Annotated in this window: 23 protein-coding genes; 16 read left to right on the forward strand and 7 right to left on the reverse strand. The window is 67.4% G+C overall.

Annotated elements, in window-relative coordinates; genetic code table 11:
* Position 1 precedes the first annotated feature (1 nt).
* A complete protein-coding gene (locus tag PTT45_RS21665; protein ID WP_273816068.1) occupies positions 2–1,651 on the forward strand; it encodes a DUF2300 domain-containing protein in 1,650 nt (549 codons plus the stop codon).
* A complete protein-coding gene (locus tag PTT45_RS21670; RefSeq protein WP_273816069.1) occupies positions 1,648–2,436 on the forward strand; it encodes a YfaP family protein in 789 nt (262 codons plus the stop codon). Before PTT45_RS21665 ends, PTT45_RS21670 begins: the two co-directional genes overlap by 4 nt.
* On the opposite strand, the gene PTT45_RS21675 is transcribed toward PTT45_RS21670, so the two are convergent.
* Genes PTT45_RS21675 through gatC form a run of 5 tightly spaced genes read right to left on the reverse strand, consistent with a single transcriptional unit; the run spans position 2,427 to position 6,546 of the window.
* On the reverse strand, positions 2,427–2,810 hold the full coding sequence (locus tag PTT45_RS21675) for a carboxymuconolactone decarboxylase family protein (protein ID WP_273816070.1): 384 nt from the start codon (positions 2,808–2,810) through the stop codon (positions 2,427–2,429). The two genes, PTT45_RS21670 and PTT45_RS21675, sit on opposite strands and share 10 nt — an antisense overlap.
* An 11-nt stretch (positions 2,811–2,821) precedes the next feature.
* Positions 2,822–3,283 (reverse strand): septal ring lytic transglycosylase RlpA family protein, encoded by a 462-nt coding sequence (locus tag PTT45_RS21680; protein WP_273816071.1) that lies wholly within the window; start codon positions 3,281–3,283, stop codon positions 2,822–2,824.
* A 50-nt stretch (positions 3,284–3,333) separates the two neighbouring features.
* A complete protein-coding gene (gatB, locus tag PTT45_RS21685) occupies positions 3,334–4,779 on the reverse strand; it encodes an Asp-tRNA(Asn)/Glu-tRNA(Gln) amidotransferase subunit GatB (RefSeq protein WP_273816072.1) in 1,446 nt (481 codons plus the stop codon).
* A gap of 11 nt (positions 4,780–4,790) precedes the next feature.
* The gene (gene gatA, locus PTT45_RS21690) at positions 4,791–6,242 is read right to left on the reverse strand and encodes an Asp-tRNA(Asn)/Glu-tRNA(Gln) amidotransferase subunit GatA (protein ID WP_273816073.1); all 1,452 of its coding nucleotides are present in this window, start codon (positions 6,240–6,242) and stop codon (positions 4,791–4,793) included.
* A gap of 16 nt (positions 6,243–6,258) precedes the next feature.
* A complete protein-coding gene (gene gatC / locus PTT45_RS21695; protein WP_273816074.1) occupies positions 6,259–6,546 on the reverse strand; it encodes an Asp-tRNA(Asn)/Glu-tRNA(Gln) amidotransferase subunit GatC in 288 nt (95 codons plus the stop codon).
* Positions 6,547–6,743: 197 nt separating this feature from the next.
* Between gatC and mreB the strand changes: the two genes are divergently transcribed.
* From mreB to tldD, 8 genes are all read left to right on the forward strand, one after another.
* Positions 6,744–7,781 carry a rod shape-determining protein MreB gene (mreB, locus tag PTT45_RS21700; RefSeq protein WP_043309161.1) on the forward strand — a complete coding sequence of 346 codons (1,038 nt, stop codon included), beginning with the start codon at positions 6,744–6,746 and terminating at the stop codon, positions 7,779–7,781.
* A 126-nt stretch (positions 7,782–7,907) separates the two neighbouring features.
* Positions 7,908–8,882, forward strand: coding sequence for a rod shape-determining protein MreC (gene mreC / locus PTT45_RS21705; RefSeq protein WP_443218226.1), 975 nt, complete (start codon positions 7,908–7,910; stop codon positions 8,880–8,882).
* Positions 8,882–9,370 (forward strand): rod shape-determining protein MreD, encoded by a 489-nt coding sequence (gene mreD, locus PTT45_RS21710; protein WP_273816075.1) that lies wholly within the window; start codon positions 8,882–8,884, stop codon positions 9,368–9,370. Before mreC ends, mreD begins: the two co-directional genes overlap by 1 nt.
* Positions 9,371–9,402: 32 nt before the next feature.
* Positions 9,403–9,987 (forward strand): Maf family protein, encoded by a 585-nt coding sequence (locus PTT45_RS21715; protein ID WP_273816076.1) that lies wholly within the window; start codon positions 9,403–9,405, stop codon positions 9,985–9,987.
* 72 nt (positions 9,988–10,059) lie between these two features.
* Positions 10,060–11,517 carry a ribonuclease G gene (rng, locus tag PTT45_RS21720; protein WP_273816077.1) on the forward strand — a complete coding sequence of 486 codons (1,458 nt, stop codon included), beginning with the start codon at positions 10,060–10,062 and terminating at the stop codon, positions 11,515–11,517.
* Between the two features lie 19 nt (positions 11,518–11,536).
* The gene (locus PTT45_RS21725; protein WP_273816078.1) at positions 11,537–15,373 is read left to right on the forward strand and encodes a YhdP family protein; all 3,837 of its coding nucleotides are present in this window, start codon (positions 11,537–11,539) and stop codon (positions 15,371–15,373) included.
* A 44-nt stretch (positions 15,374–15,417) separates the two neighbouring features.
* The gene (locus PTT45_RS21730) at positions 15,418–16,272 is read left to right on the forward strand and encodes a carbon-nitrogen hydrolase family protein (RefSeq protein ID WP_273816079.1); all 855 of its coding nucleotides are present in this window, start codon (positions 15,418–15,420) and stop codon (positions 16,270–16,272) included.
* Positions 16,269–17,726: a metalloprotease TldD gene (gene tldD / locus PTT45_RS21735; protein WP_273816080.1), complete on the forward strand. Its 1,458-nt coding sequence runs from the start codon at positions 16,269–16,271 to the stop codon at positions 17,724–17,726. Before PTT45_RS21730 ends, tldD begins: the two co-directional genes overlap by 4 nt.
* A gap of 46 nt (positions 17,727–17,772) precedes the next feature.
* Here tldD and yjgA read toward each other — a convergent pair whose 3' ends face one another.
* Positions 17,773–18,294: a ribosome biogenesis factor YjgA gene (yjgA, locus tag PTT45_RS21740; protein WP_273816081.1), complete on the reverse strand. Its 522-nt coding sequence runs from the start codon at positions 18,292–18,294 to the stop codon at positions 17,773–17,775.
* A gap of 89 nt (positions 18,295–18,383) precedes the next feature.
* Between yjgA and pmbA the strand changes: the two genes are divergently transcribed.
* From pmbA to PTT45_RS21770, 6 genes are all read left to right on the forward strand, one after another.
* Positions 18,384–19,730, forward strand: coding sequence for a metalloprotease PmbA (pmbA, locus tag PTT45_RS21745; RefSeq protein ID WP_273816082.1), 1,347 nt, complete (start codon positions 18,384–18,386; stop codon positions 19,728–19,730).
* 146 nt (positions 19,731–19,876) lie between these two features.
* Entirely contained in the window at positions 19,877–20,269 is a 393-nt protein-coding gene (locus PTT45_RS21750; RefSeq protein WP_273816083.1) for a FagA protein, read from the forward strand.
* Positions 20,262–21,638: a class II fumarate hydratase FumC gene (gene fumC, locus PTT45_RS21755; RefSeq protein ID WP_273816084.1), complete on the forward strand. Its 1,377-nt coding sequence runs from the start codon at positions 20,262–20,264 to the stop codon at positions 21,636–21,638. Before PTT45_RS21750 ends, fumC begins: the two co-directional genes overlap by 8 nt.
* Before the next feature lie 37 nt (positions 21,639–21,675).
* Positions 21,676–22,125: a tetratricopeptide repeat protein gene (locus PTT45_RS21760; protein ID WP_273816085.1), complete on the forward strand. Its 450-nt coding sequence runs from the start codon at positions 21,676–21,678 to the stop codon at positions 22,123–22,125.
* Between the two features lie 14 nt (positions 22,126–22,139).
* Positions 22,140–22,757, forward strand: a complete 618-nt coding sequence (locus tag PTT45_RS21765) for a superoxide dismutase (RefSeq protein ID WP_273816086.1) — start codon at positions 22,140–22,142, stop codon at positions 22,755–22,757.
* Positions 22,758–22,761: 4 nt separating this feature from the next.
* Positions 22,762–23,661 carry a ZIP family metal transporter gene (locus PTT45_RS21770; protein WP_443218227.1) on the forward strand — a complete coding sequence of 300 codons (900 nt, stop codon included), beginning with the start codon at positions 22,762–22,764 and terminating at the stop codon, positions 23,659–23,661.
* 56 nt (positions 23,662–23,717) lie between these two features.
* On the opposite strand, the gene PTT45_RS21775 is transcribed toward PTT45_RS21770, so the two are convergent.
* Entirely contained in the window at positions 23,718–23,990 is a 273-nt protein-coding gene (locus tag PTT45_RS21775) for an HPr family phosphocarrier protein (RefSeq protein ID WP_273816088.1), read from the reverse strand.
* Positions 23,991–23,995 lie beyond the last annotated feature (5 nt).

A 23,995-nucleotide genomic window follows, 5' to 3' on the forward strand; every position in this document is an offset into this window, starting at 1 on the left:
GATGCGCGCACTCGCCTGGCTGGCGCTGTTGCCGCCGCTGCTGGCGTCGGCTGGACCGGCGCCGTTGCAGCTGGCCTGGCACGCGCCGCAGGGCGCCGAGTTGCTGCGCCTGGACGAGCAGCAGTTGCTTTCCCGCGAGCCGCTGCCGGCGAGCCTGGAGGCGCCGCTGGGCAGCCTGTGGAAGCTGTTCGTCTACGCCTACCAGGTCGACCGCGGCCTGCCTGATCCGGGCTACGCCTGCACCGGTCAGGATCGCGAGGAGGTGTACTGCTGCAAGGCCGGTGAGCGTATCGACCGCGACCAGGCTCTGGTGCGCTCCTGCGGCCTGTATTTCGCGCCGCAGCGCCTCGGCCTGCAGGCCGGTGAGTGGCGCGACTACTGGCAGGCGCGCCGTGCGCCGAACTGGCTGCTCGATCTCGACGGCCTGCAGCCGCAGCGCCGGGTGGCGGTAGGCGAGCTGCTCGACAGCCTGGCAACGCTGCCGGCCCAGGCCGAAGCGCACCGCGTGCTGCTCGACGTATCGGTGAGCGCCGCCGACGGCTCTCTGCTTGGCCCGCTCGGCAGCCGCCTGCGGGTGAAGACCTGGAGCTGGCTGGCCGATGGCGACGCCCTGGCGCGCCAGGGTGGTTTTGCCGGCTGGCTGGCCGACGGCACGCCGCTCTGGGCTGGTGGGTCTGGTACCAGTCAGGGCGTGCTCAAGCACCATGCCGAAGCCCTCGGCAAGGTACTGCCGGCGCCATGGCCAGCGGAGCCGGGCGGCTGCGTCGAGGTGGCGCTGTTCGACCGCTATCCGCTGCGCGCGCTCAGTCGCGCGGATGGCGGGGCGGTGAATCAGTCCGGCGCATTGCGTGGGCACTACCGGGTGGCGTTCGCCAATGGCAACGCCCTGGAGATCGAGAGCCAGGGTGAGCTGTTCCTGCTCGCTGGCGAACAACCGCGGCTGGTGGCGCGCCTGAGTCGCGAGGAATACGTGGCGCGGGTACTGGATCGCGAGGCGACGGCGCAGCCGGCCGAGGCGGCCAAGGCCCTGGCGGTGAGCATCCGCAGCTATCTGCTGCAGAACGGTGAACGCCGTGGCGAGTGCCTGGCGATCCGCGACAGCAGCGCCCAGCAGCGCATGGCGCCGCGCCCGGCCAGTGCCGCCGCGCGTGAGATCGCTGCCTGGACCGCCGACCTGGTGCTGGCCGGCAGCCCCGTCACCTATCACGCCGACCAGCCTGGCGCGAATCGCCTGGCCTGGAGCCAGGCCGTCGAGCAGGCGCAGGCCGGTCTGCGCTACGACGCCATCCTCGCCCGTGCCTTTCCGCGTGCAAGCCTGAGCCGTTGGGATCGGCCGGTGGCCGCCTGCCATCCGCTGCCGGCCGCTGAGGACTGGCTGCACAAACAGCGCCGCAGCTGGCGCGAGCTGCTGGACAGCGAGCCGGGCTACGCCGAGACCGCCGAGTTCGCCGTGTGCCGCCTGTACAGCGGCAATCCGCATGTCGATCGCGAGCGTCGGCGCATCTACGTGCGTGGCCTGCAGTCGCTGCAGGATCGCCTCGACCTGACCCACGAATACCTGCACCTGGCTTTCGACGCCCATCCGAGCGGCCAGGATGAAACCTATATCGAGGGCCTCGCCCGCCATCTGCTGCTGGAAGCTCAGCCATGAATCATCGTTTCTACCCCGTCGCCTTCCTGGCCTGCGCCATGCCGCTCGGCGCATTCGCCGGGATCACTCTGGATACGCCGCGCGCCGGCTGGCGTACCGGCTCGGACGAGGGCGCGCACTTCATGCAGGAGGTCAACTACCCGGCCTCGGCGGTGAACAGCGCGCCCTACCAGGGCGACAGCGCACGTATCCGCGGGCAGATCAGCGCCACCGACAAGGCACCCAGCGGCGCGCCGGCGCGCCTGGTGGTCAATGGCATCAGCATGCCGCTCAAGGTGCAGGAGGAGGGCGGCTTCGACCGGCCGTTCGTGTTCCCGGCCGGCAGCAACAATGTCGAGGTGCGCAGCCCCGATGGTCAGCAGGTGCGTCGCGTGCAGTTCTACAACGGCGGCAGCGGCGAGACGCCGGCGCGGCTGCGGGTGGTGCTGTCGTGGGACAGCGACAACACCGACCTCGACCTGCACCTGGTAACACCCGATGGCGGCCACGCCTGGTATGGCGAGCGCGCCCTGGCCAACGGCGCGGCGCTGGATGTGGACGTGACCGGCGGTTTCGGCCCGGAGATGATCGCCTCGCCGACCCCGCTCAAGGGCGAGTACCTGGTCTACGTCAACTATTACGGCGGCGGTTACGGCGATGGCGGCAACCCGGCCCAGGAGCTGACCACCGCCCAGGTGACGCTGATCAGCGAGGAGGGCACGGCCAACGAGAAGCAGGAGTCTTTCCTGATCCCGATGCGTGCGCCGGGCGAGCTGACGCTGGTGAAGCGCTTCAGTTATCCCTGAGGCGCCTGCCAGGCATCGATTACTTCCTGCGCGGCGCGGAAGGCGTCGATGGCCGCCGGCACGCCGGCATAGATGGCGCAGTGCAGCAGCGCCTCGCGGATTTCTTCCACGCTGCAGCCATTGTTCAGTGCACCGCGTACGTGGCCCTTCAGCTCTTGCGGGCACTTCAGCGCGGTCAGCGCGGCGAGGGTGATCAGGCTGCGGGTCTTGCGCTCCAGCACGCCGCGGGTCCAGACCCCGCCCCAGGCGTGTTCATTGACGAACTCCTGCAGCGGCTGGCTGAACTCGGTGGCGTTGTTCAGCGCGCGGTCGACGAAGGCGTCGCCCATCACTTCGCGGCGAACCTGCTCGCCGGCTTTGGCGTTGTCACTCATGGAAGGCTCCGTCAGTTATCCACAGTCTCGATGCGTACCTGGGCGACACCGGCGCGCAGCATGTCCAGTTGCTTGGCGGCGGCCTGCGACAGGTCGATCAGGCGGCCGCGGGTATGCGGTCCGCGGTCGGTGATGCGTACCACCACCGAGCGGCCGTTGCTCAGGTTGGTGACCTTGACCCGGGTGCCGAAGGGCAGTTCGCGGTGGGCCGCGGTCAGGTCGTGGTTGCTCAGGCGTTCGCCGCTGGCCGTGCGGCGGCCGTGATGGCGCGCGGCATAGTAGGAGGCTTTGCCCTTGGCGACGTAGCCTGGCTTCGCCTGGGGCTTGGCGACGGGTTTGCTCGGCTCACTGATCACCGGCGCCGCCTGCGGCTCGGGCGGCGCGGCTGGCGCACTCGGGCGCGGGGTTACGGGCTGGCCGGCACAACCGGCCAGCAGCATCAGCGGCAGAAGGAAAGTCGCAATCTTGCGCATGGCGGCTCCCGGAGAGAACAACGCCGGGTTTCCCCGGCGTCGTTGTGCTCTTAGCTTTCGAGCTTTTTCTTGAGCAGTTCGTTCACCTGGCCGGGGTTGGCCTTGCCCTTGGCGGCCTTCATCGCCTGGCCGACGAAGAAGCCGAACATCTTGCCGCGCTTGGCCTCATCACTGGCGCGGTACTGCTCGACCTGCTCGGCGTTGGCTGCCAGTACGTCGTCGAGCAGCTTCTCGACGGCGCCGCTGTCGGTGTTCTGCACCAGGTCCTTGGCCTTGATGATCTCGTCTGGCGAGCCTTCACCTTCGGCCATGGCGGCGAACACGGTCTTCGCGGCCTTGCCGTTGATGGTGCCGTCCTTCAGGCGCAGGATCATCTCGCCCAGGTGCTGGGCGGAAACCGGCGACTGCTCGATCGAAAGGTTTCCGGCGTTGAGCAGGCTGGACAGTTCGCCCATCACCCAGTTGGCGGCCAGCTTGGCGTCGCCACAGGTCTTCTCGACGGCCTCGAAGTAGTCGGCCAGCTCGCGGCTCGCGCTCAATACGCTGGCGTCGTAGGTGGACAGGCCGAACTGGCTCTCGAAGCGCTCGCGCTTCTGCGGCGGCAGTTCTGGCAGCTGGCTGCGCAGGTCATCGAGGAAGCTGCGCTCGATCACCACCGGCAGCAGGTCCGGGCAGGGGAAGTAACGGTAGTCGTTGGCTTCTTCCTTGCTGCGCATGGAGCGCGTCTGGTCCTTGTTCGGGTCGTACAGGCGGGTTTCCTGCACCACCTTGCCGCCGTCCTCGATCAGCTCGATCTGGCGCTGCACCTCGTGGTTGATCGCCTTCTCGATGAAGCGGAACGAGTTGACGTTCTTGATCTCGGCGCGGGTGCCGAACTCGGCCTGGCCTTTCGGGCGTACCGAGACGTTGCAGTCGCAGCGCAGCGAGCCTTCGGCCATGTTGCCGTCGCAGATGCCGAGGTAGCGCACCAGGGCGTGGATGGCCTTCACATAGGCCACGGCTTCCTTGGCCGAACGGATGTCCGGCTCGGAGACGATCTCCAGCAGTGGTGTGCCAGCGCGGTTCAGGTCGATGCCGCTCATGCCGTGGAAGTCTTCGTGCAGGCTCTTGCCAGCGTCCTCTTCCAGGTGCGCGCGGGTGATGCCGATGCGCTTGACGGTGCCGTCTTCCAGGGTGATGTCGAGGAAGCCCTTGCCGACGATGGGGTGGTCCATCTGGCTGGTCTGGTAGCCCTTCGGCAGGTCCGGGTAGAAGTAGTTCTTGCGGGCGAAGACGTTGGTCGGCGCGATTTCGGCGTCGATGGCCAGGCCGAACTGGCAGGCCATGCGCACGGCCTCGGCGTTGAGCACCGGCAGGGTGCCGGGCATGCCCAGGTCGACCAGGCTGGCCTGGGTGTTGGGCTCGGCGCCGAAGGTGGTGGCGCTGCCGGAGAAGATCTTCGATTGGGTGCTGAGCTGAGCGTGAATCTCAAGCCCGATCACGGTTTCCCATTGCATGTGCGTGTTCCTCAGAATCCGGCCGGGGCGCGAGTGTGCCAGTCGGACACTTGCTGGTACTGGTGCGCCACGTTGAGCAGGCGACCTTCCTGGAAGTAGGGGGCGAGCAGCTGCACGCCGACCGGCAGGCCGTCGACGAAGCCGGCGGGCATGGACAGGCCCGGGATGCCGGCGAGGTTGGCGGTGATGGTGTAGATGTCTTCCAGGTAGGCCGAGACTGGATCGGCGCTCTTCTCGCCGAGTTTCCAGGCCGGGTTCGGCGTGGTCGGGCCGAGGATCAGGTCGACTTCATTGAAAGCGGCGACGAAGTCGTTCTTGATCAGGCGGCGGATCTGCTGGGCCTTGATGTAGTAAGCGTCGTAGTAGCCGGCGGAGAGGGCGTAGGTGCCGACCATGATGCGTCGCTTCACTTCCGCGCCGAAGCCTTCACCGCGCGAGCGCTTGTACAGGTCTTCGAGGTTGACCGGGTTCTCGCAGCGGTAGCCGAAGCGCACGCCGTCGAAGCGCGACAGGTTGGAGCTGGCCTCGGCCGGCGCGATCACGTAGTAGGCGGGAATCGCGTGCTGCATGTTCGGCAGGCTGATTTCCTTGACGCTGGCGCCGAGCTTCTTCAGCTCCTCGACCACGGCCAGCACGGCGTCGGCGATGCGGCTGTCTAGACCGGCGCCGAAGTATTCCTTGGGCAGGCCGATGCGCAGGCCGGCCAGCGGCTGGGGCAAGGCGGCCAGGTAGTCATCCACTGGCTGGTCGACGCTGGTCGAATCCTTCGGGTCGAAGCCGGCCATGGTGCCGAGCAGCAGGGCGCAGTCCTCGGCGGTGCGGGCCAGCGGGCCGCCCTGATCGAGGCTGGAGGCGTAGGCGATCATGCCCCAGCGCGAGACGCGACCGTAGGTCGGCTTGATCCCGGTGAGGTTGGTCAGCGCCGCTGGCTGGCGGATCGAGCCGCCGGTGTCGGTGCCGGTGGCGGCCGGCAGCAGGCGCGCGGCCACGGCTGCGGCGCTACCGCCGGAGGAGCCGCCCGGTACGCGGGTCAGGTCCCAGGGGTTCTTAACCGCGCCGTAGTGGCTGGATTCGTTGGCCGAGCCCATGGCGAACTCGTCCATGTTCAGCTTGCCCAGGGTCACGGTGCCGGCGGCGGCCAGCTTGTCGACCACGGTGGCGTCGTAGGGTGCCTTGAAGCCGGAAAGGATCTTCGAGCCGCAGCTGGTCAGCACGCCATTGGTGCAGAACAGGTCCTTGTGGCCGATCGGTGCGCCGAGCAGGGCGCCATTCTCGCCGGCAGCGCGGCGGGCGTCGGCGGCTTGCGCCTGGGCGCGGGCCAGCTCCTCGGTGACGGTGATGAAGCTGTTTAGCTGCGGGTCGAGCTGGGCGATGCGCGCCAGCAGGCTCTCGGTCAGCTCGACGGAGGAGAAGGTCTTGTCCTTCAGGCCGCGAGCGATCTCGGCCAGGGTCAGTTGATGCATGAGCAGGCCTTTCCTTTTATTCGATGACTTTCGGCACGAGGAACAGGCCGCTTTCGACGGCCGGGGCAATCGCCTGGTAGGCGTCGCGCTGGTTCTTTTCGCTCACCACGTCGGCGCGCAGGCGCTGGGTGGCCTCGAGCGGATGGGCCAGCGGCTCGATGCCGGTGGTGTCGACCGCCTGCATGGCGTCGATCAGGCCGAGGATGTTGTTGAGGGTGGCAGTGGTCTGCGGAATTTCCGCCTCGTTCAGGCCCAGGCGGGCGAGATGGGCGATTTTTTCCACGTCGGAGCGTTCGAGCGCCATCGTGAGTCTCCAGAAAACGGGCGGGGGAACGGATGCCGCGCGTGGCGGTCAGATGCCGCGATTTTTGGGCCCTAAGGCCCGGAAAAGCAGGCAATTTAGCATATCTGGCGCCTTGCCCAAAAGGCGGCTCGTTGATAGAGTTTGCCGCACTTTTTACCCAGCGTTTTTCATCGCGCTCTGTTTAGGGCTTCTTTCCCATGTTCAAGAAACTGCGTGGCATGTTTTCCAGCGATCTGTCGATCGACCTGGGCACCGCCAATACCCTGATCTATGTCCGCGAGCGCGGCATCGTCCTCAACGAGCCGTCCGTGGTCGCCATTCGTAGCAGTGGCAACCAGAAATCCGTGGTCGCCGTCGGTACCGAAGCCAAGCGCATGCTGGGCCGTACCCCGGGCAACATCTCGGCCATCCGTCCGATGAAGGACGGCGTGATCGCCGACTTCAGCGTCTGCGAGAAGATGCTGCAGTACTTCATCAACAAGGTTCACGAGAACAGCTTCCTGCAGCCGTCGCCGCGCGTGCTGATCTGCGTGCCGTGCAAATCCACCCAGGTCGAGCGTCGCGCCATCCGCGAATCCGCCCTCGGTGCTGGTGCCCGTGAAGTGTTCCTGATCGAAGAGCCGATGGCCGCTGCCATCGGTGCCGGCCTGCCGGTCGAAGAGGCTCGCGGCTCGATGGTCGTCGATATCGGTGGTGGTACTACCGAAATCGCCCTGATCTCGCTGAACGGTGTGGTCTACGCCGAATCCGTACGCGTCGGTGGCGACCGCTTCGACGAAGCCATCATCACCTACGTGCGCCGCAACTACGGCTCGCTGATCGGCGAATCCACCGCCGAGCGCATCAAGCAGGAAATCGGCACCGCCTACGCCGGTGGCGAAGTCCGCGAAGTCGACGTGCGTGGCCGTAACCTGGCCGAAGGCGTACCGCGCAGCTTCACCCTGAACTCCAACGAAGTGCTGGAGGCTCTGCAGGAGTCCCTGGCGACCATCGTTCAGGCCGTGAAGAGCGCCCTGGAACAGTCCCCGCCGGAGCTGGCCTCCGACATCGCCGAGCGTGGCCTGGTGCTGACCGGTGGTGGCGCCCTGCTGCGCGACCTGGACAAGCTGCTGGCCCAGGAAACCGGCCTGCCGGTGATCGTCGCCGAGGACCCGCTGACCTGCGTGGCTCGTGGCGGTGGCCGTGCCCTGGAAATGATGGATCGCCACTCCATGGACCTGCTGTCCACCGAGTGATGATTCCTGTGGTGAGCCGAAGCCGGAAGTGACCCTTCCGGCTTTGTGTTTTCTAGCTGTCAGCCGGGAGTAGCTGCCATCAAACCGCTATTTGCCAAGGGACCTTCGCTGGGCGTACGACTGCTGGTGCTGGTCGTGCTTTCGGCCGTCTTGATGGTGGTGGATGCGCGTTTCGAAGTGCTCCAGCCGCTGCGCGCCCAGGTCGGCGTGATCACCGAGCCGGCCTACCGCCTGGCGCGCCTGCCGGTGACGCTGTGGGACGGCGTGACCCAGCAGTTCACCAGCCGCAGCGAACTGTCGGCGGAGAACGAGAAGCTCAAGGCCGAGGCGCTGCTGATGCAGGGCCGCCTGCAGAAGCTGGCCACCCTCACCGAGCAGAACGTGCGCCTGCGCGAGCTGCTCAACTCCGCCGCGCTGGTGGACGAGCGGGTGCTGGTCACCGAGCTGATCGGCGTCGACCCCAACCCCTTCACCCATCGCATCCTCATCGACAAGGGCGAGCGTGACGGCGTGTTCCTCGGCCAGCCGGTGCTCGATGCCCGTGGCCTGATGGGTCAGGTGGTCGAGGTGATGCCCTATACCGCGCGTGTCCTGCTGCTCACCGACACCAACCACAGCATCCCGGTGCAGGTGAACCGCAACGGCCTGCGCGCCATCGCCTCCGGCACCGGTAATCCGGAGCGCCTGGAGCTGCGCCACGTGGCCGACACGGCGGATATAAAGGAAGGCGATCTGCTGGTCAGCTCCGGCATGGGCCAGCGTTTCCCGGCCGGCTACCCGGTGGCCACGGTCAACGAGGTGGTGCACGACTCCGGCCAGCCCTTCGCCATCGTGCGCGCCGTCCCGACAGCGGCGCTCAACCGCAGCCGCTACATGCTGCTGGTGTTCACCGACGAACGGACCCCCGAGGAGCGTGCCACCGAGGCCGCCGAGGCACAGGAGGCGGCCGATCGTGAGGCCGCCGCCGACAGCCATGGCGCAACGGCGCAGCCTGCTCCCGCTGCAACCCCTGCTAACCCGCCGGCGCAACCCGCTCCGGCCGCACCGGCGGCCCAACCCGCTGCAACGCCGGCACCTGCCGCACCCCGGGAGAATCAGTGATGGTCCAGGTCAGAGCGCGCAATGCCTGGGTGATCTGGGCCAGTCTGATCCTCGCACTGCTGCTCAGCGTCGCGCCCATGCCGCAGTTCATGGAAGTCGGCCGCCCGCTGTGGGTGGCCCTGTTCCTGTCCTACTGGGCGTTGTCCCTGCCGCATCGCATCGGCATGGTGAGCGCCTGGTGTCTGGGACTGGTGCAGGACGTGCTGTTCGGCACGCTGCTCGGGCAGAACGCGCTGATCCTCACCCTGATCATCTTCCTGGTGCTGTCGCTGCAGCGCCGCCTGCAGATGTTCCCCATGTGGCAGCAGAGCCTGGTGCTGCTGGTGGTGCTCGGTATCGCCCAGCTGGTACAGCTGTGGCTCAACGCCCTCACCGGCAACCGCCCGCCGACCCTGGCCTTCGTGCTGCCGGCGCTGATCAGCGCCTTGCTCTGGCCCTGGGTGTTCGCCATCCTGCGTGGGCTGCAACAGCGTTTCGCCATTCGCTGACACGCCATCCCACCTGACCCGGAGACCTCAGCATGGCCACGCTTCACCTGGCTTCGGGTTCCCCCCGCCGGCGCGAGTTGCTGGCGCAGGTCGGCGTGCCCTTCGTCACGCTAATCGCCTCGATTGATGAAACGGCCTTGCCCGATGAGCCTGCCGAGCGCTATGTAGAGCGCCTGGCTCGGGAAAAGGCGCTGGCCGGGCTGGCCTCGTTGCCGGCTGCTGCCGATGCCGTGGTGCTGGGTGCGGACACCGCCGTGGTGCTCGATGGGCGCATTCTCGGCAAGCCGCTGGATCGCGCCGATGCGCTGGCCACCCTGGCCGCCCTGTCCGGCCGTGAGCATCAGGTGCTGACTGCCGTGGCGCTGGTCGCCGGGCAGAGGGTCGAGTCGCGGGTGGTGGCCAGTCGCGTGCGCTTTCGGGCGCTGCGCGCTGGCGAAGCGGAAGCCTACTGGGCGACCGGCGAGCCATGCGACAAGGCGGGCGGCTATGGTATCCAGGGGCTGGCGGCGGTGTTCGTCAGCCAGCTCGAGGGCAGTTATTCGGCCGTGGTCGGCCTGCCGCTGTGCGAAACCGTACAGCTGCTGGAGGAGTTCGGGATTTCGTGCTGGCAGGTCTGACCTGCCGGCCCACAGATAGTCAGTAGTGGCAGCGGCCCCTGGCCAGCAGTCGCGACGCGCAGAGTAGGACGCATGAGCGAAGAGATCCTGATCAACATCACGCCGATGGAGTCGCGCGTGGCGGTGGTGGAAAACGGTGTGCTGCAGGAGGTGCATGTCGAGCGCACCCAGAAGCGCGGCATCGTCGGCAACATCTACAAGGGCAAGGTCGTGCGGGTGTTGCCGGGCATGCAGGCGGCCTTCATCGACATCGGCCTGGAGCGCGCGGCGTTCATCCATGCGGCGGAAATCTCCACCCGTGAAGGCAGTGCGGTGGAGTCCATCGGCGCCCTGGTCCACGAGGGCCAGAGCCTGATAGTCCAGGTGACCAAGGACCCGATCGGCACCAAGGGCGCGCGCCTGACCACCCACCTGTCCATCCCCTCGCGCTATCTGGTGTACATGCCGCGCACCGCGCACGTCGGCATCTCGCTGAAGATCGAGGACGAGGCCGAGCGCGAGCGCCTCAAGCAGGTTGTGACCGACTGCGTGGCCGCCGAAGGCATCGAGGAAGTTGGTGGTTTCATCCTGCGTACCGCGGCGGAAGGCGCCGGTGCCGACGAGATCCTGGTCGATATCCGCTACCTGCGCCGCCTGTGGGAACAGATCGCCGCACAGATGAAGACCGCGCCGACGCCCTCGGTGATCTACGAGGACCTGTCCCTGGCCCTGCGTACCCTGCGCGACCTGGTCAACCCGAAGATCGAGAAGATCCGCATCGACTCGCGGGAGACCTTCGGCAAGATCACCCAGTTCGTCGACGAGCTGATGCCGGAGATCGCCGACCGCCTGGAGCACTATCCCGGCGAGCGGCCGATCTTCGACCTGTACGGCGTCGAGGACGAGATTCAGCGTGCCCTGGAGCGCAAGGTGCCGCTCAAGTCCGGCGGCTACCTGGTGGTGGACCCGGCCGAGGCGATGACCACGGTGGACGTCAACACCGGAGCCTTCGTCGGCCACCGCACCCTCGAAGAGACCATCTTCAAGACCAACCTCGAGGCGGCCACCGCGATCGCCCGCCAGCTGCGCCTGCGCAACATCGGCGGGATCATCATCATCGACTTCATCGACATGGAAGATGAAGAGCACCAGCGCCAGGTGCTGCGCACCCTGGAGAAACAGCTGGAGCGCGACCACGCCAAGACCAACATCATCGGCATCACCGAGCTGGGCCTGGTGCAGATGACCCGCAAGCGCACCCGCGAGAGCCTCGAGCAGGTGCTGTGCGAGCCGTGCAGCGCCTGCCAGGGCCGCGGCAAGCTGAAGACGCCGGAGACCATCTGCTACGAGATCTTCCGCGAGATCCTGCGCGAGGCCCGTGCCTACCAGGCCGAGGGCTATCTGGTGCTGGCCAACCAGAAGGTGGTCGACCGCCTGCTCGACGAGGAGTCGGGCAATGTCGCCGACCTGGAGGCCTTCATCGGGCGCACCATCAAGTTCCAGGTAGAGAGTATGTATTCCCAGGAGCAGTACGATGTCGTGCTGCTCTGAGCCGGGGCGCTGAAGGTCGATGCTCGCCAGCCTGCTGAGCAGATTGCTGCGCTGGGGACTGGGGCTCTGTGCCCTGGTGCTGGTGCTGGCCGCGCTTTACGTCAGCCTGGGGCGCCAGCTGGTGCCGCTGGTTGCCGAGTACCGTGACGAGGTGCAGGCGCGCGCCGCCAATGCGCTGAACATGCCGCTGTCGATCGGCAGCCTGGAAGGCAGCTGGCAAGGCCTGTCGCCGGTGCTCACCGCGCACGACGTGCTGCTCGGCGAGGGCGACAGTGCCGTGCGCCTGGACCAGGTGCGTGTGGTACCGGCGGTGCTCGACAGCCTGCTGGCGCGCCAGCCGCGCCTGGCCAACCTGCAGGTCGAGGGGCTGCAGCTCAGTCTGCACGAGGATGCCGAAGGGCACTGGGCGGTCGAGGGACTGCCGCAGCGCGACCCGGCCAGGCCGCTGGACCCGCAGCGCCTGATCGACGGCCTGAAGATGGTGCGCAAGGTCTCCCTGCTCGGCAGCCAGCTCACGTTCGAACCGCAGGGCGGCGAACCGCTCAGCCTCACCTACATCGACATCACGCTGCGCAGCGGCAAGGTGCGCCAGCGCCTGGACGGCCGCCTGCGTCTGCCGGACGGCCAGCCTCTGACCTTCAACCTGCAGGTGCGCCTGGCGCCCAAGGACTGGCGCGCGAGCCGTGCCGAGGCCTATCTGAGCCTGCCGCAGAGCGACTGGGCGGCCTGGTTGCCGAAGAAGCTGATGCGCGACTGGAGCCTGAGCAAGGCCCAGGCTGGCGGCGAGTTCTGGCTGGACTGGGCCGATGGCGCCGTGCAGCGGGGCGCCGCCCGCCTGCATGCGCCGGAAGTGCGTGGCGCCTTCGCCCAGCGTGCGCCGGTCGAGGTCGACGATCTCGGTCTGAGTGCCTATTTCGAGCGCCGCGACGATGGCTTCGATCTTCTTGTCGACGCCCTGGCCCTGAGCCTGGGCGAGACCCGCTGGGGTGAAGTGCAGCTGGCCCTGCGCCAGCAGCTGGATGCCCAGGGCCAGGTCGAGCGCTGGCGGCTGAGTGCCGATCATCTCGACCTGACGCCGCTGACCCCGGTGCTGCAGGCGCTGGCGCCGTTGCCGGAAAAGGCCGCGGAGGCGCTGGGCGCGCTGCACCCGCGGGGCGACCTGCGCAATCTGCAGATCGATTACCTGCCGCAGCTGACCGACGCCAAGCGCGTGCAGTTCTCGGTCAACCTGGAGAAGGTCGGCATCGGCGCCTGGAACGGGATTCCCGCGGCGGAGAATGTCAGCGGCAGTGTGCGTGGCGATCTCGGTGGTGGTGAAGGCTTGATGGCCAGCGAGAATTTCGGCCTGCACTTCCCCAACCTGTTCCCCGAGATGTGGCACTACCGCCAGGCCGGCGCCACCCTGCGCTGGCAGCTCACCGACGAGGCCTTCACCCTCTATAGCCCCTACCTGCAGGTGGAAGGCGATGAGGGGCATGTCGCCGGCGACTTCATGGTGCGGCTGATGAAGGACCCGGCGCTGGAGGACTACATGGACCTGCGCGTCGGCCTGAAGGACGGCAACGCCTTGCCGGCCAAGAAGTATCTGCCGACCCGTTCGCCCGGCCTCAGCCCGGCCCTGGCCGAGTGGCTGCAGACGGCAATTCGCGCCGGGCACATCGAAGATGGCTGGTTCCAGTACCAGGGCTCGCTGGCCAAGGGCGCCGAAGATGCGGCGCGCAGCATCAGCCTGTATTTCCAGGTGGATGGCGCCGAACTGGCCTTCCAGCCGGGTTGGCCGGCACTGCGTGAGGCCCGTGGCGAGGTACTGATCGAGGACGATGGCGTCGATGTACGGGTGCCCGAGGGTGTAATACTCGACAGCCGAGTGCGTGAGGTGACGGCCAATATTCCCAAGGCGGCCCACGGCCAGCCGCCACGCATGGCGCTGGATGGCGAACTGGAGAGCAGCCTGCCGGATGCGCTGAAGATTCTCCAGGAGGCGCCCATCGGCACGGCCGAGATCTTCGCCGGCTGGCAAGGCCAGGGGCCGCTGAGTGGCAAGCTGAAGCTCGACATTCCACTGGCCAAGGGCCCGAAGCCCCAGGTGCAGGTGGACTTCGCCACCGAAGGCGCGCAGCTGCAGATCGCCACGCCCAAGCTGGCGCTCAGCCAGCTCAAGGGCGCTTTCCGCTTCAACACCGCATCCGGCCTCAGTTCGCCGGATATCCGCGCTCAGGTGTTGGGGCATGCGGTGCGTGGCCGCGCCCTGGCCGAGGGCGCGCGCGGTACCGGGCGCACGCGCATCGAGGCCAGCGGCAAGATTCCGCTGGCCCAACTGACCGGTTGGCTCGGTGTGACCCAGGCGCTGCCGCTCAAGGGCGAGATTCCCTACAAGCTGAACCTGGCGCTGGACGGCAGTGACAGCCAGCTGCGCATCGAATCCGATCTCAAGGGCCTTGCCGTGGAGCTGCCGGCGCCCTTCGCCAAGGCTGCCAACGAGACCCGCAACACCAGCTGGCGCATGACCCTACAAGGCGCGGAGCGGCGCTACTGGCTGGACTACGGCAACGTGGCCAGCCTGGCCCTGGCTGCTGCACCGGGGCAGACCCTGCAGGGGCGTGGTGAGCTGCGCCTGGGCGGTGACCCCGCGAAGCTGCCGTCGGACGCGGGATTGCGCGTGAACGGACGCTTGGCCGAGCTGGACTGGAATGCCTGGCAAACGGCGGCCAAGCCCTACGTGAGCCTGGCCGGCGATGGCCAGAATCGCCAATTCTTCCGTGGCGCCGACCTGGCCATCGGCCGCTTCAACGGTTTCGGTACCCAGGTCGACAATCTCGGCGTCAAGCTGGCCCGGGCCCAGGCGGGCTGGCAGCTGGACCTCAGCAGCGCGTTGCTGGAGGGCAGCATCGGCCTGCCGGATGCGGCAGGTGCGCCGATCGACATCAACCTGGCGCGTCTGAGCTTCCCGCCGGCCGAGCCACACAAGGCCGCCGAGACGGAGCCAGAGCCGGACAAGCCCGACCTGCTCGGCGCCGTCGACCCACGGCAGATTCCCGCCCTCGACGTGCGCATCGCCAAGGTCATGCAGGGTGATGCGCTGGTCGGTGCCTGGTCGTTCAAGGCCCGGCCGACGCCCCAGGGCGCGCGTTTCAGCGAGCTGAACCTCGATCTCAAGGGTCTCAAGCTGGGCGGCGAAATGGGCTGGGAGGGCGCGCCGGGGGCCAGCAGCAGCTGGTACAAGGGGCGCATCGAGGGCAAGAACCTGGCTGATGTGCTCAGTGCCTGGGACTATGCGCCGAGCGCCACCAGCGAACGCTTCCGCCTGGATGTCGATGGTCGCTGGCCGGGCTCGCCGGCCTGGTTCGGCCTCAAGCGTTTCTCCGGCAGCCTCGACGCCAGCCTGCGCAAGGGCCAGTTCGTCGAAGTGCAGGGCTCGGCCTCGGCTCTGCGGGTCTTCGGCCTGCTCAACTTCAACTCGATCAGCCGCCGCCTGCGCCTGGACTTCTCCGACCTGCTCGGCAAGGGCTTCAGCTATGACACCACCAAGACCCTGCTGGTCGGCCAGAACGGCGTGTTCGACACTCGCGAGCCGCTGCGCGTGGTTGGCCCCTCCAGCACCATGGAGATGAACGGCCAGCTGGACATGGCGCGCAACCAGATCGATGCGAGCCTGCTGGTGACCCTGCCGGTGACCAACAACCTGCCGCTGGCGGCACTGATCGTCGGCGCGCCAGCGATAGGCGGTGCGCTGTTCGTTGCCGACAAGTTGCTGGGCGACCGTGTCGCCCGCTTCGCCAGCGTGCAGTACAAGGTCAGCGGCCCCTGGCACGACCCCGAGATCACCTTCGACAAGCCGTTCGAGAAGCCGCGCTGAGTGACTTGCGGTAGCATGCAGGTAATCACCGGACGGAAGCTTCCATGTCCCTCGCCGTAATCCAGATGGTCAGCCAGGACGATGTCCTGGCCAACCTCTCCGCCGCTCGTCGCCTGCTGCAGCAGGCCGCCGAGTCCGGCGCGCGGCTCGCCGTGCTGCCGGAAAACTTCGCCGCCATGGGCCGCCGCGACCTCGCCGCTCTCGGTCGCGCCGAGGCCGAGGGGCACGGCCCGATCCTGCCCTGGTTGAAATGCACCGCCCGCGACCTCAGCTTGTGGATAGTGGCCGGCACCATTGCGCTGCCACCGGAGGGCAAGGCCGACGCCAAGGCGCACGCCTGCTCGCTGCTGATCGATAACCAGGGCCAGTGCGCGGCGCGCTACGACAAGCTGCACCTGTTCGATGTCGACGTGGCCGATGCCCGCGGCCGTTATCGCGAGTCGGATGACTTCGCCTTCGGCGAGCGGGTAGTGGTGGCCGATACGCCGGTCGGCAAGCTCGGCCTGACGGTATGCTACGACCTGCGTTTCCCCGAGCTGTACAGCCGGTTGCGCGAGGCCGGTGCCGAGCTGATCAGCGCCCCGGCGGCGTTCACCGCCGTCACCGGCGAGGCCCACTGGCAGGTGCTGACCCGCGCCCGTGCCATCGAGACCCAGTGTTACGTGCTGGCGGCGGGGCAGGGTGGCAGCCATCCGGGAGGCCGCGAGACCTTTGGCCACTCGGCGATCATCGACCCCTGGGGCCGCGTGCTGGCCGAGCAGCCCTTTGGCGAGGCCGTGCTGCTGGCCAGCCGCGATGCGGCCGAGCAGGACGCGATCCGCCAGCGTATGCCGGTGGCCCGCCACAGAAGATTCATCGCGCCCGAGCAACCGGCTCCGGCGCCAACGGAGCAGTCATGAACGAGATCCTCGGCCGCGTCAGCGGTCACCTGCTGAGCCCCGGCAACCTCTCCATCGAGCAGTTGCCGGCCATTCTCGCGGAAGTGGTGGGGCCCGGCATCGATGCCGCCGACCTGTATTTCCAGAGCCAGGTCTCCGAGTCCTGGGTGCTGGAAGACGGCATCGTCAAGGAAGGCAGCTTCAATCTCGACCAGGGCGTGGGCGTGCGTGCCCAGTCCGGCGAGAAGACCGGCTTCGCCTACAGCAACGCCATCCATGCCGAGGCCCTGGGCCAGGCGGCGCGTGCCGCGCGCTCGATCGCCCGCGCGGGCCAGCAGGGCAAGGTGCAGGCCTTCGCCAGCCCGACGGTGACCGCGCTGTACGCCCAGGACAGCCCGCTGGAGGTGCTGGAACGCGCCGAGAAGGTCGAACTGCTCAAGCGCATCGATGCCTTCACCCGCACCCTCGACCCGCGCATCAAGCAGGTCACCGTCAGTTTGGCCGGGGTTTGGGATCATGTCCTTGTGGCCGCCAACGACGGCAGCCTGGCCGCCGATATTCGCCCTCTGGTGCGCTTCAACGTCAGCGTGATCGTCGAGCAAAACGGCCGCCGCGAGCGTGGTGGCCATGGTGGCGGTGGGCGCAGCGACTACCGCTACTTCCTCGAGCGCGACGGCAGCGGCGAAGAGCGCGCCATGGGCTACGCCCGTGAAGCGCTGCGCCAGGCGCTGGTCAACCTGGAGGCGATTCCCGCGCCGGCCGGCACCCTGCCGGTGGTGATGGGTGCCGGCTGGTCCGGCGTGCTGCTGCACGAGGCGGTCGGCCACGGCCTGGAAGGCGACTTCAACCGCAAGGGCAGCTCGGCCTACAGCGGCCGTATCGGCCAGCAGGTGGCGTCGAGCCTGTGCACCATCGTCGACGACGGCACCCTGGCCGGGCGCCGCGGCTCGCTGAGTTTGGACGACGAAGGCACGCCGACCCAATGCACCACGCTGATCGAGAACGGCGTGCTCAAGGGTTACATGCAGGACAAGCTCAATGCGCGCCTGATGGGCGTGGCGCCAACCGGCAACGGCCGCCGCGAGTCTTACTCGCACCTGCCGATGCCGCGCATGACCAACACCTACATGCTGGCCGGCGAGAGTGACCCTGAAGAAATCATCCGCTCGGTGAAGAAGGGCATCTACTGCGCCAACCTCGGCGGCGGCCAGGTCGACATCACCAGCGGCAAGTTCGTGTTCTCTACCAGCGAGGCTTACCTGATCGAGGACGGCAAGATCACCGCGCCGGTCAAGGGCGCAACCCTGATCGGCAATGGCCCGGAGGCGATGAGCAAGGTGTCCATGGTGGGTAACGACCTGGCCCTGGACAGCGGCGTGGGAACCTGTGGCAAGGATGGTCAGTCGGTGCCGGTGGGTGTCGGCCAGCCGACCCTGAAGATCGACGCGATCACCGTGGGTGGCACCGGCGCCTGAGGCGCCGGCGCGTTACGCGCCCGGTGATCCTGGCCGGAAGGAAGGTTTAACGCAGGCCGCGCTGGACCTCGTCCAGGTCGCGGATGTACTTGAAGACCTTGCGCGCAGCGGCTGGCGGTTTGTTCCGCGCCGCCTCGTGCTGGGCATGACGGATCAGGCTGCGCAGGTGCTGGCGGTCGGCGTCCGGGTACTCGGCGACGAAGCTCTCCAGGGTGGTGTCGTCACCGGTGATCAGGCGATCGCGCCAGCGCTCGAGGGCGTGGAAGCGCTCGTTGTACTCGCGGGTGGAGCTGTCGACCTGGTCGATCAGGGCGAGGATGCCCTCGATGTCCTGGTCGCGCATGAGCTTGCCGATGAACTGGACGTGGCGTTTCTTGGCGGCATTGGCCGTGTGTTTCGGAGCTTCGGCCAGGGCTTTGCGCAGGCCGTCGGTGATCGGCAGCTTGGCGACCAGGTCGGGCTTGAGGGTAGTCAGGCGAGCACCGAGATCCTGCAGGGCGTGCAGCTCGCGCTTGATCTGGGTCTTGCTCTTCTCGCCGGAGAAGTCTTCGTCGTATGAATCAGCCATGGGGGCGGTCCGAGTGGAAACGCCGCCATGATAACCAGTCAGGGAGGGCCTGTCCGCAGCGGACCGGCCGCCCGTCGTTGGAGTGCAACATGAGTTCAGCACAAGCAGTGGGCCCACAGGCCCTGCCGGACCTGCAGGCGCAGGTCGAGCAGATCATCGCCGAGGCGCGTCGCCAGGGCGCCAGCGCCTGTGAAGTGGCGGTGTCGCTGGAGCAGGGACTGTCCACCACGGTGCGCCAGGGCGAGGTCGAGACGGTCGAGTTCAACCGCGACCAGGGCTTCGGCATCACCCTGTATGTCGGCCAGCGCAAGGGTTCGGCCAGCACCTCGGCGAGCGGCGATGCAGCGGTTCGCGAGACCGTTGCAGCGGCGCTGGCCATCGCCAAGCATGCCTCCGAGGACGACTGTGCCGGCCTGGCCGATGCCGCGTTGATGGCGCGCGAACTGCCGGAACTGGACCTGTTCCATCCCTGGGACATCACCCCGGAGCAGGCCATCGAGCGCGCCCTGGCCTGCGAGGCTGCGGCCTTCTCCGCCGACCAGCGGATCAGCAATGCCGATGGCACCAGCCTCAGCACCCACCAGGGCTGTCGCGTGTATGGCAACAGCCACGGCTTCGTCGGTGGCTACGCCAGCACCCGGCACAGCCTGAGCTGCGTGATGATCGCCGAGGCGCAAGGGCAGATGCAGCGCGACTACTGGTATGACGTGAGTCGCCAGGGCGAGCTGCTGGCCGACCCGGCGCTGATCGGTCGCCGCGCCGCCGAGCGCAGCGTAGCGCGCCTCGGCGCGCGCCCGGTGCCGACCTGCGAGGTACCGGTGCTGTTCGCCGCAGAGCTGGCCACCGGCCTGTTCGGTCACCTGATGGCTGCCATCTCCGGCGGCAATCTGTATCGCCATTCCTCGTTCCTCGAGGGCGCGCTGGGCCAGCGCCTGTTCCCCGAATGGCTGAACCTCGACGAGCGTCCGCACATCCCACGCGCCATGGGCAGCGCCACCTTCGACGGCGACGGCCTGGCCACCTACGCCAAGCCCTTCGTCGCCGGCGGCGAGCTGGTCTCCTACATCCTCGGCACCTACTCCGGGCGCAAACTGGGCATGCCCAGCACGGCCAACTCCGGCGGCGTGCACAACCTGTTCGTCAGTCACGGCGACGAGGACCAGAAGGCGCTGCTCAAGCGCATGGATCGCGGCCTGCTGGTTACCGAGCTGATGGGGCAGGGCCTCAACCTGGTCACCGGTGACTACTCGCGCGGCGCCGCCGGCTTCTGGGTGGAAAACGGCGAGATCCAGTTCCCGGTGCAGGAAGTCACCATCGCCGGCAACCTGCGCGAGATGTTCCGCCAGATCGTCGCCGTCGGCAGCGATCTGGAACTGCGCGGCAACATCCGCACCGGTTCGGTGCTGATCGAGCGGATGACCGTCGCCGGCAGCTGATCGCCCGCAGCATCACGCCAAGCCCGGTGTTCCGTGAGGACACCGGGCTTTTTCATGCCTGTCGACTGGCAAGTCCCTACTCTTTGTGTATTGATTATTCTTCTCAATCAAGAATTAATATCATTATTCGGTAAGAGTGGACGCCCATGTCCTTTGCATTTTTCACCCCCTGTCTCGATTGCTGGCGCTGGCAAGGCTTCCGCATTCGCTGTGCCTTGCTGCCGGACGAGCCGCGCCTGCTCGATCAGCACGAGTTCCACGGCCACCAGTTGGCCGCCCAGGGGCGGATAGAGCCCTGGCAGCTCTCGGTATTGACCCTGGAGCTGCTGCTGGACACGGCCAGCGACGTGGCGCTGCCCTGGCACTGGCGCAACCTCTGCCTCGACCGCGCCTGGCGGCCGCTGCATGGATTGCAGTACCTCGCTCACGACCTCGAACAGCAGCGCACGCACCTTCGCCTGCGCAACCGGTTGGCGACCCTGAACCTGTCGCCATCCCTCTCATTCAACGAGCCATTAGAAGGACATCCCTATGAGTGACACCCGCATCGAACGCGACAGCATGGGCGAGCTGGAAGTACCTGCAGCGGCGCTGTACGGCGCGCAGACCCAGCGTGCGGTGAACAACTTCCCGGTGTCCGGGCAACGCATGCCGGCGCCCTTCATCCGCGCGCTGATCCTGGCCAAGGCCGCGGCGGCGCGGGCCAACGTCGAGCTGGAGCAGCTTTCGCCGGCCCAGGGCGATGCCATCGTCGCGGCCTGCCAGCAGCTGTTGGAAGGCGACTTCATGGCGCACTTCCCGGTGGACGTGTTCCAGACCGGCTCTGGTACCAGTTCCAACATGAACGCCAACGAGGTGATCGCCACCCTGGCCAGCCGCATCCTCGGCGATAAGGTCGGCGCCAACGACCACGTCAACTGCGGGCAGAGCAGCAACGACATCATCCCCACCACCATCCACGTCAGCGCCGCCATCGAACTGCATGAGCGCCTGCTGCCGGCTCTTGGCCACCTGCTCACCGTGCTGTGTGAGAAGTCGCTGGAGGTGCAGCCCTACGTGAAGACCGGGCGCACCCACCTGATGGATGCCATGCCGGTGCGCATGAGCCAGGTGCTGGACGGTTGGGGCCAGCAGATCCAGGCCAACATCGTGCACCTGCGCGCGCTGCAGCCGAGCCTGCAGGCCCTGGCCCAGGGTGGCACCGCGGTGGGTACCGGGGTCAACGCCCATCCGCGCTTCGCCGAGCACTTCTGCCGCGAACTGACCACGCTGACCGGCGTGCCCTTCAGCACCGGCACCAACTTCTTCGCCCTGATCGGCTCGCAGGACACCGCCGTGGCCATCTCCGGCCAGCTGAAGACCGTGGCGGTGTCGCTGATGAAGATCGCCAACGACCTGCGCTGGATGAACTCCGGCCCGCTCGCCGGCCTCGCCGAGATCGAGCTGGAGGCGTTGCAGCCGGGCTCCTCGATCATGCCGGGCAAGGTCAACCCGGTGATCCCGGAGGCCACCGCGATGGTTGCCGCCCAGGTGATCGGCAACGACGCCGCCATCGCCATCGCCGGGCAGTCCGGCAACTTCGAACTGAACGTGATGTTGCCGCTGGTGGCCGACAACCTGCTGCACAGCATCCAGTTGCTGAGCAACGCCAGCCGCCTGCTGGCCGACCGCGCCATCGCCAGCTTCAAGGTCAACCAGCCGAAGCTGCGTGAGGCGCTGGATCGCAACCCGATCCTGGTCACCGCGCTCAACCCGATCATCGGCTACCTCAAGGCCGCCGAGATCGCCAAGCAGGCCTACCGCGAGGGGCGGCCAATCATCGAGGTGGCGCTGGAAAACACCGACCTGTCGCGGCAGCAGCTGGAGCAGCTGCTCAACCCGGAAAAACTCACCGAAGGCGGCCTCTGAGGCCGCTACAGCGCCGGCAAGGCGAGGAGTTCAGGCAATGGAGCACTGGAAAAGAACCATCGAGGCGGGCAATCGCTGCTTCATCGACGGCGACTGGGTGCAGGCCCGCGAGCTCTACCTGCAGGCGCTGGCCGAGGCCCAGGTGCTGTATGGGCGCTGGCCCGACCATGACATGGCGGTGGCGGCCTTCGTCATCTCCCATCACAACCTGGCCGATCTGCACCTGACCCTGGGCCAGCCGGAAGAGGCGGCGGAGAACCTCTGTGCCAGTCACGAGCGGCTGCTGCAGACCCTGGCCGATGCGGCCTTGCACGAGGGGCTGCGCAGCGCCGCCATGCATCACAGTCGGCGTACCTATCTCGAACTGCTGCAGTTCATCGCCGAGCACGGCGCCTTCCCGCGCACCGATCGGCTGCTCGGCGCGCCGCAACGGCATGCCTGGCGGCGCACCCCGACTGCGACCAGCCCCGGTCGTCATTACCACTGAAGGAGAGCCACACAATGGCCCACAGCCTGCCTGCGTTGCCCTATGCCTACGACGCCCTGGAGCCGCACATCGATGCGCAGACCATGGAGATCCACCACAGCAAGCATCACCAGACCTACATCAACAACCTGAACGCCGCCCTCGAGGGATCGTCATACGCAGAGTGGCCGGTCGAGGCGCTGCTAGGGCGCCTGGCCGAGTTGCCCCAGACGCTGCACGCGGCGGTGATCAACCAGGGCGGTGGGCATGCCAACCACACGCTGTTCTGGACGGTGATGTCGCCCACTGGCGGTGGTGAGCCTGCTGGCGAGCTGGCAGCGGCCATCGAGACGCAGTTGGGTGGCTTCGCGGCCTTCAAGGAGGCCTTCACCAAGGCGGCGCTGAGTCGCTTCGGCAGTGGCTGGGCGTGGCTCAGCGTGGCGCCGGACAAGCGCCTTCTGGTGGAAAGCAGTGCCAACCAAGACAGCCCGCTGATGCACGGCAATACGCCGATCCTCGGCCTGGATGTGTGGGAGCACGCCTACTACCTGAAGTACCAGAACCGCCGACCGGAATACATTGGCGCCTTCTACAACGTGGTCGACTGGGCAGAGGTGGCGCGGCGCTACCGTGCAGCCCTGGCGGCGGATTGAAGGGATGGACGGCATGCAGCACGGCTTTTCTTCGACCGGAGGTCGGACGTTGCGTTACCTGATCGGCTTCTCGGTGGTACTGCTCGGCTGCAGCCTGCTGCTGGTGCAGGCCACCAGCATCGCCGAGCAGACGATCCAGCCACAGATCTGGCGGGCGCTGCAGGGTGGCCTGCTGTGTGCGCTGGGTACCGCGCTGGGGGCGCTGCCGGTGTTGTTCATGCGCAGTATCTCGACGCGCTTCGCCGACACCCTGCTGGGCTTCGGTGGTGGGGTGATGCTGGCGGCCACCGTGTTCTCGCTGCTGATCCCGGCGCTGGCGGCGGCCGAGGGACTGGGCTTCTCCCCGTGGGGCGCGGGCTTCCTCGCCAGCTTCGGCCTGTTGCTGGGCGCGGGCGCGCTATTCGGCCTGGGACGCTGCCTGCCCGAGGTGCAGATGCGCGCCGGCAATGGCGAGTTGCAGGCGCTGGCGCCGAACATCCTGTTGTTCGTCGTGGCGATCGTGCTGCACAACATTCCCGAGGGTATGGCCGTCGGCGTGTCGGCCGGTGCCGGGCTGGAAGGGGCGGACACCCTGGCCATGGGCATTGCCCTGCAGGACCTGCCTGAGGGCCTGATCATCGCTCTGGTGCTGGTTGGCGGTGGGATGGGGCGCGGCAAGGCGTTGTTGATAGGCGCCGCGTCGGGGCTGGTCGAGCCGTTGTTCGCCGTGCTCTGTGCCTGGCTGGTGGGCGTTTCGGCGCTGCTGTTGCCCTGGGGGCTGGCGCTGGCAGCGGGAGCGATGCTGTTCGCCGTGGTCCACGAGATCATTCCCGAGTCCCACCGCAAGGGCTACGCCACCGAGGCGAGCATGGGTTTGGCTGGTGGCTTCTGCCTGATGATGGTGCTGGATACCGCGCTCGCCTGAGGGCCTGGGTTACGAGGCTCTGGCTTTAAACCAGTGGCTCGTAACCCGTGGGTGCGTTATTCGCCTTCGTCGAACTTGTTGTCGATCAGCGCGACCAGCGCGGCGAGCGCCTCGTCCTCGCGCTCACCCTCGCTGAACAGATGAATGTTGGTGCCCTTGCCGGCGGCCAGCATCATCACCGCCATGATGCTCTTGCCGTCCACCAGGCTCTCTGGCGAGCGACCGACCCGTACCTGGCAGGGGAAGCCGCTGGCCACGCCGACAAACTTGGCGGCGGCGCGGGCATGCAGGCCGAGCTTGTTGATGATGGTGATCTCGCGGGCGGGCATTGCAG

It is taken from the genome of Pseudomonas sp. Gutcm_11s, from assembly GCF_028649395.1.
Taxonomy (GTDB): Bacteria; Pseudomonadota; Gammaproteobacteria; order Pseudomonadales; family Pseudomonadaceae; genus Aquipseudomonas.

Coding starts and splice junctions, on each gene's coding strand:
- PTT45_RS21675 (WP_273816070.1), bottom strand. CDS start 2,810: ATGAGTGACAACGCCAAAGCCGGCGAGCAGGTTCGCCGCGAAGTGATG.
- gatA (WP_273816073.1), bottom strand. CDS start 6,242: ATGCATCAACTGACCCTGGCCGAGATCGCTCGCGGCCTGAAGGACAAG.
- PTT45_RS21715 (WP_273816076.1), top strand. CDS start 9,403: ATGGCCACGCTTCACCTGGCTTCGGGTTCCCCCCGCCGGCGCGAGTTG.
- mreD (WP_273816075.1), top strand. CDS start 8,882: ATGGTCCAGGTCAGAGCGCGCAATGCCTGGGTGATCTGGGCCAGTCTG.
- fumC (WP_273816084.1), top strand. CDS start 20,262: ATGAGTGACACCCGCATCGAACGCGACAGCATGGGCGAGCTGGAAGTA.
- PTT45_RS21665 (WP_273816068.1), top strand. CDS start 2: ATGCGCGCACTCGCCTGGCTGGCGCTGTTGCCGCCGCTGCTGGCGTCG.
- PTT45_RS21765 (WP_273816086.1), top strand. CDS start 22,140: ATGGCCCACAGCCTGCCTGCGTTGCCCTATGCCTACGACGCCCTGGAG.
- gatC (WP_273816074.1), bottom strand. CDS start 6,546: ATGGCGCTCGAACGCTCCGACGTGGAAAAAATCGCCCATCTCGCCCGC.
- mreB (WP_043309161.1), top strand. CDS start 6,744: ATGTTCAAGAAACTGCGTGGCATGTTTTCCAGCGATCTGTCGATCGAC.
- PTT45_RS21680 (WP_273816071.1), bottom strand. CDS start 3,283: ATGCGCAAGATTGCGACTTTCCTTCTGCCGCTGATGCTGCTGGCCGGT.
- PTT45_RS21725 (WP_273816078.1), top strand. CDS start 11,537: ATGCTCGCCAGCCTGCTGAGCAGATTGCTGCGCTGGGGACTGGGGCTC.
- PTT45_RS21775 (WP_273816088.1), bottom strand. CDS start 23,990: ATGCCCGCCCGCGAGATCACCATCATCAACAAGCTCGGCCTGCATGCC.
- PTT45_RS21670 (WP_273816069.1), top strand. CDS start 1,648: ATGAATCATCGTTTCTACCCCGTCGCCTTCCTGGCCTGCGCCATGCCG.
- PTT45_RS21770 (WP_443218227.1), top strand. CDS start 22,762: ATGGACGGCATGCAGCACGGCTTTTCTTCGACCGGAGGTCGGACGTTG.
- gatB (WP_273816072.1), bottom strand. CDS start 4,779: ATGCAATGGGAAACCGTGATCGGGCTTGAGATTCACGCTCAGCTCAGC.
- rng (WP_273816077.1), top strand. CDS start 10,060: ATGAGCGAAGAGATCCTGATCAACATCACGCCGATGGAGTCGCGCGTG.
- pmbA (WP_273816082.1), top strand. CDS start 18,384: ATGAGTTCAGCACAAGCAGTGGGCCCACAGGCCCTGCCGGACCTGCAG.
- tldD (WP_273816080.1), top strand. CDS start 16,269: ATGAACGAGATCCTCGGCCGCGTCAGCGGTCACCTGCTGAGCCCCGGC.
- yjgA (WP_273816081.1), bottom strand. CDS start 18,294: ATGGCTGATTCATACGACGAAGACTTCTCCGGCGAGAAGAGCAAGACC.
- PTT45_RS21730 (WP_273816079.1), top strand. CDS start 15,418: ATGTCCCTCGCCGTAATCCAGATGGTCAGCCAGGACGATGTCCTGGCC.
- PTT45_RS21750 (WP_273816083.1), top strand. CDS start 19,877: ATGTCCTTTGCATTTTTCACCCCCTGTCTCGATTGCTGGCGCTGGCAA.
- PTT45_RS21760 (WP_273816085.1), top strand. CDS start 21,676: ATGGAGCACTGGAAAAGAACCATCGAGGCGGGCAATCGCTGCTTCATC.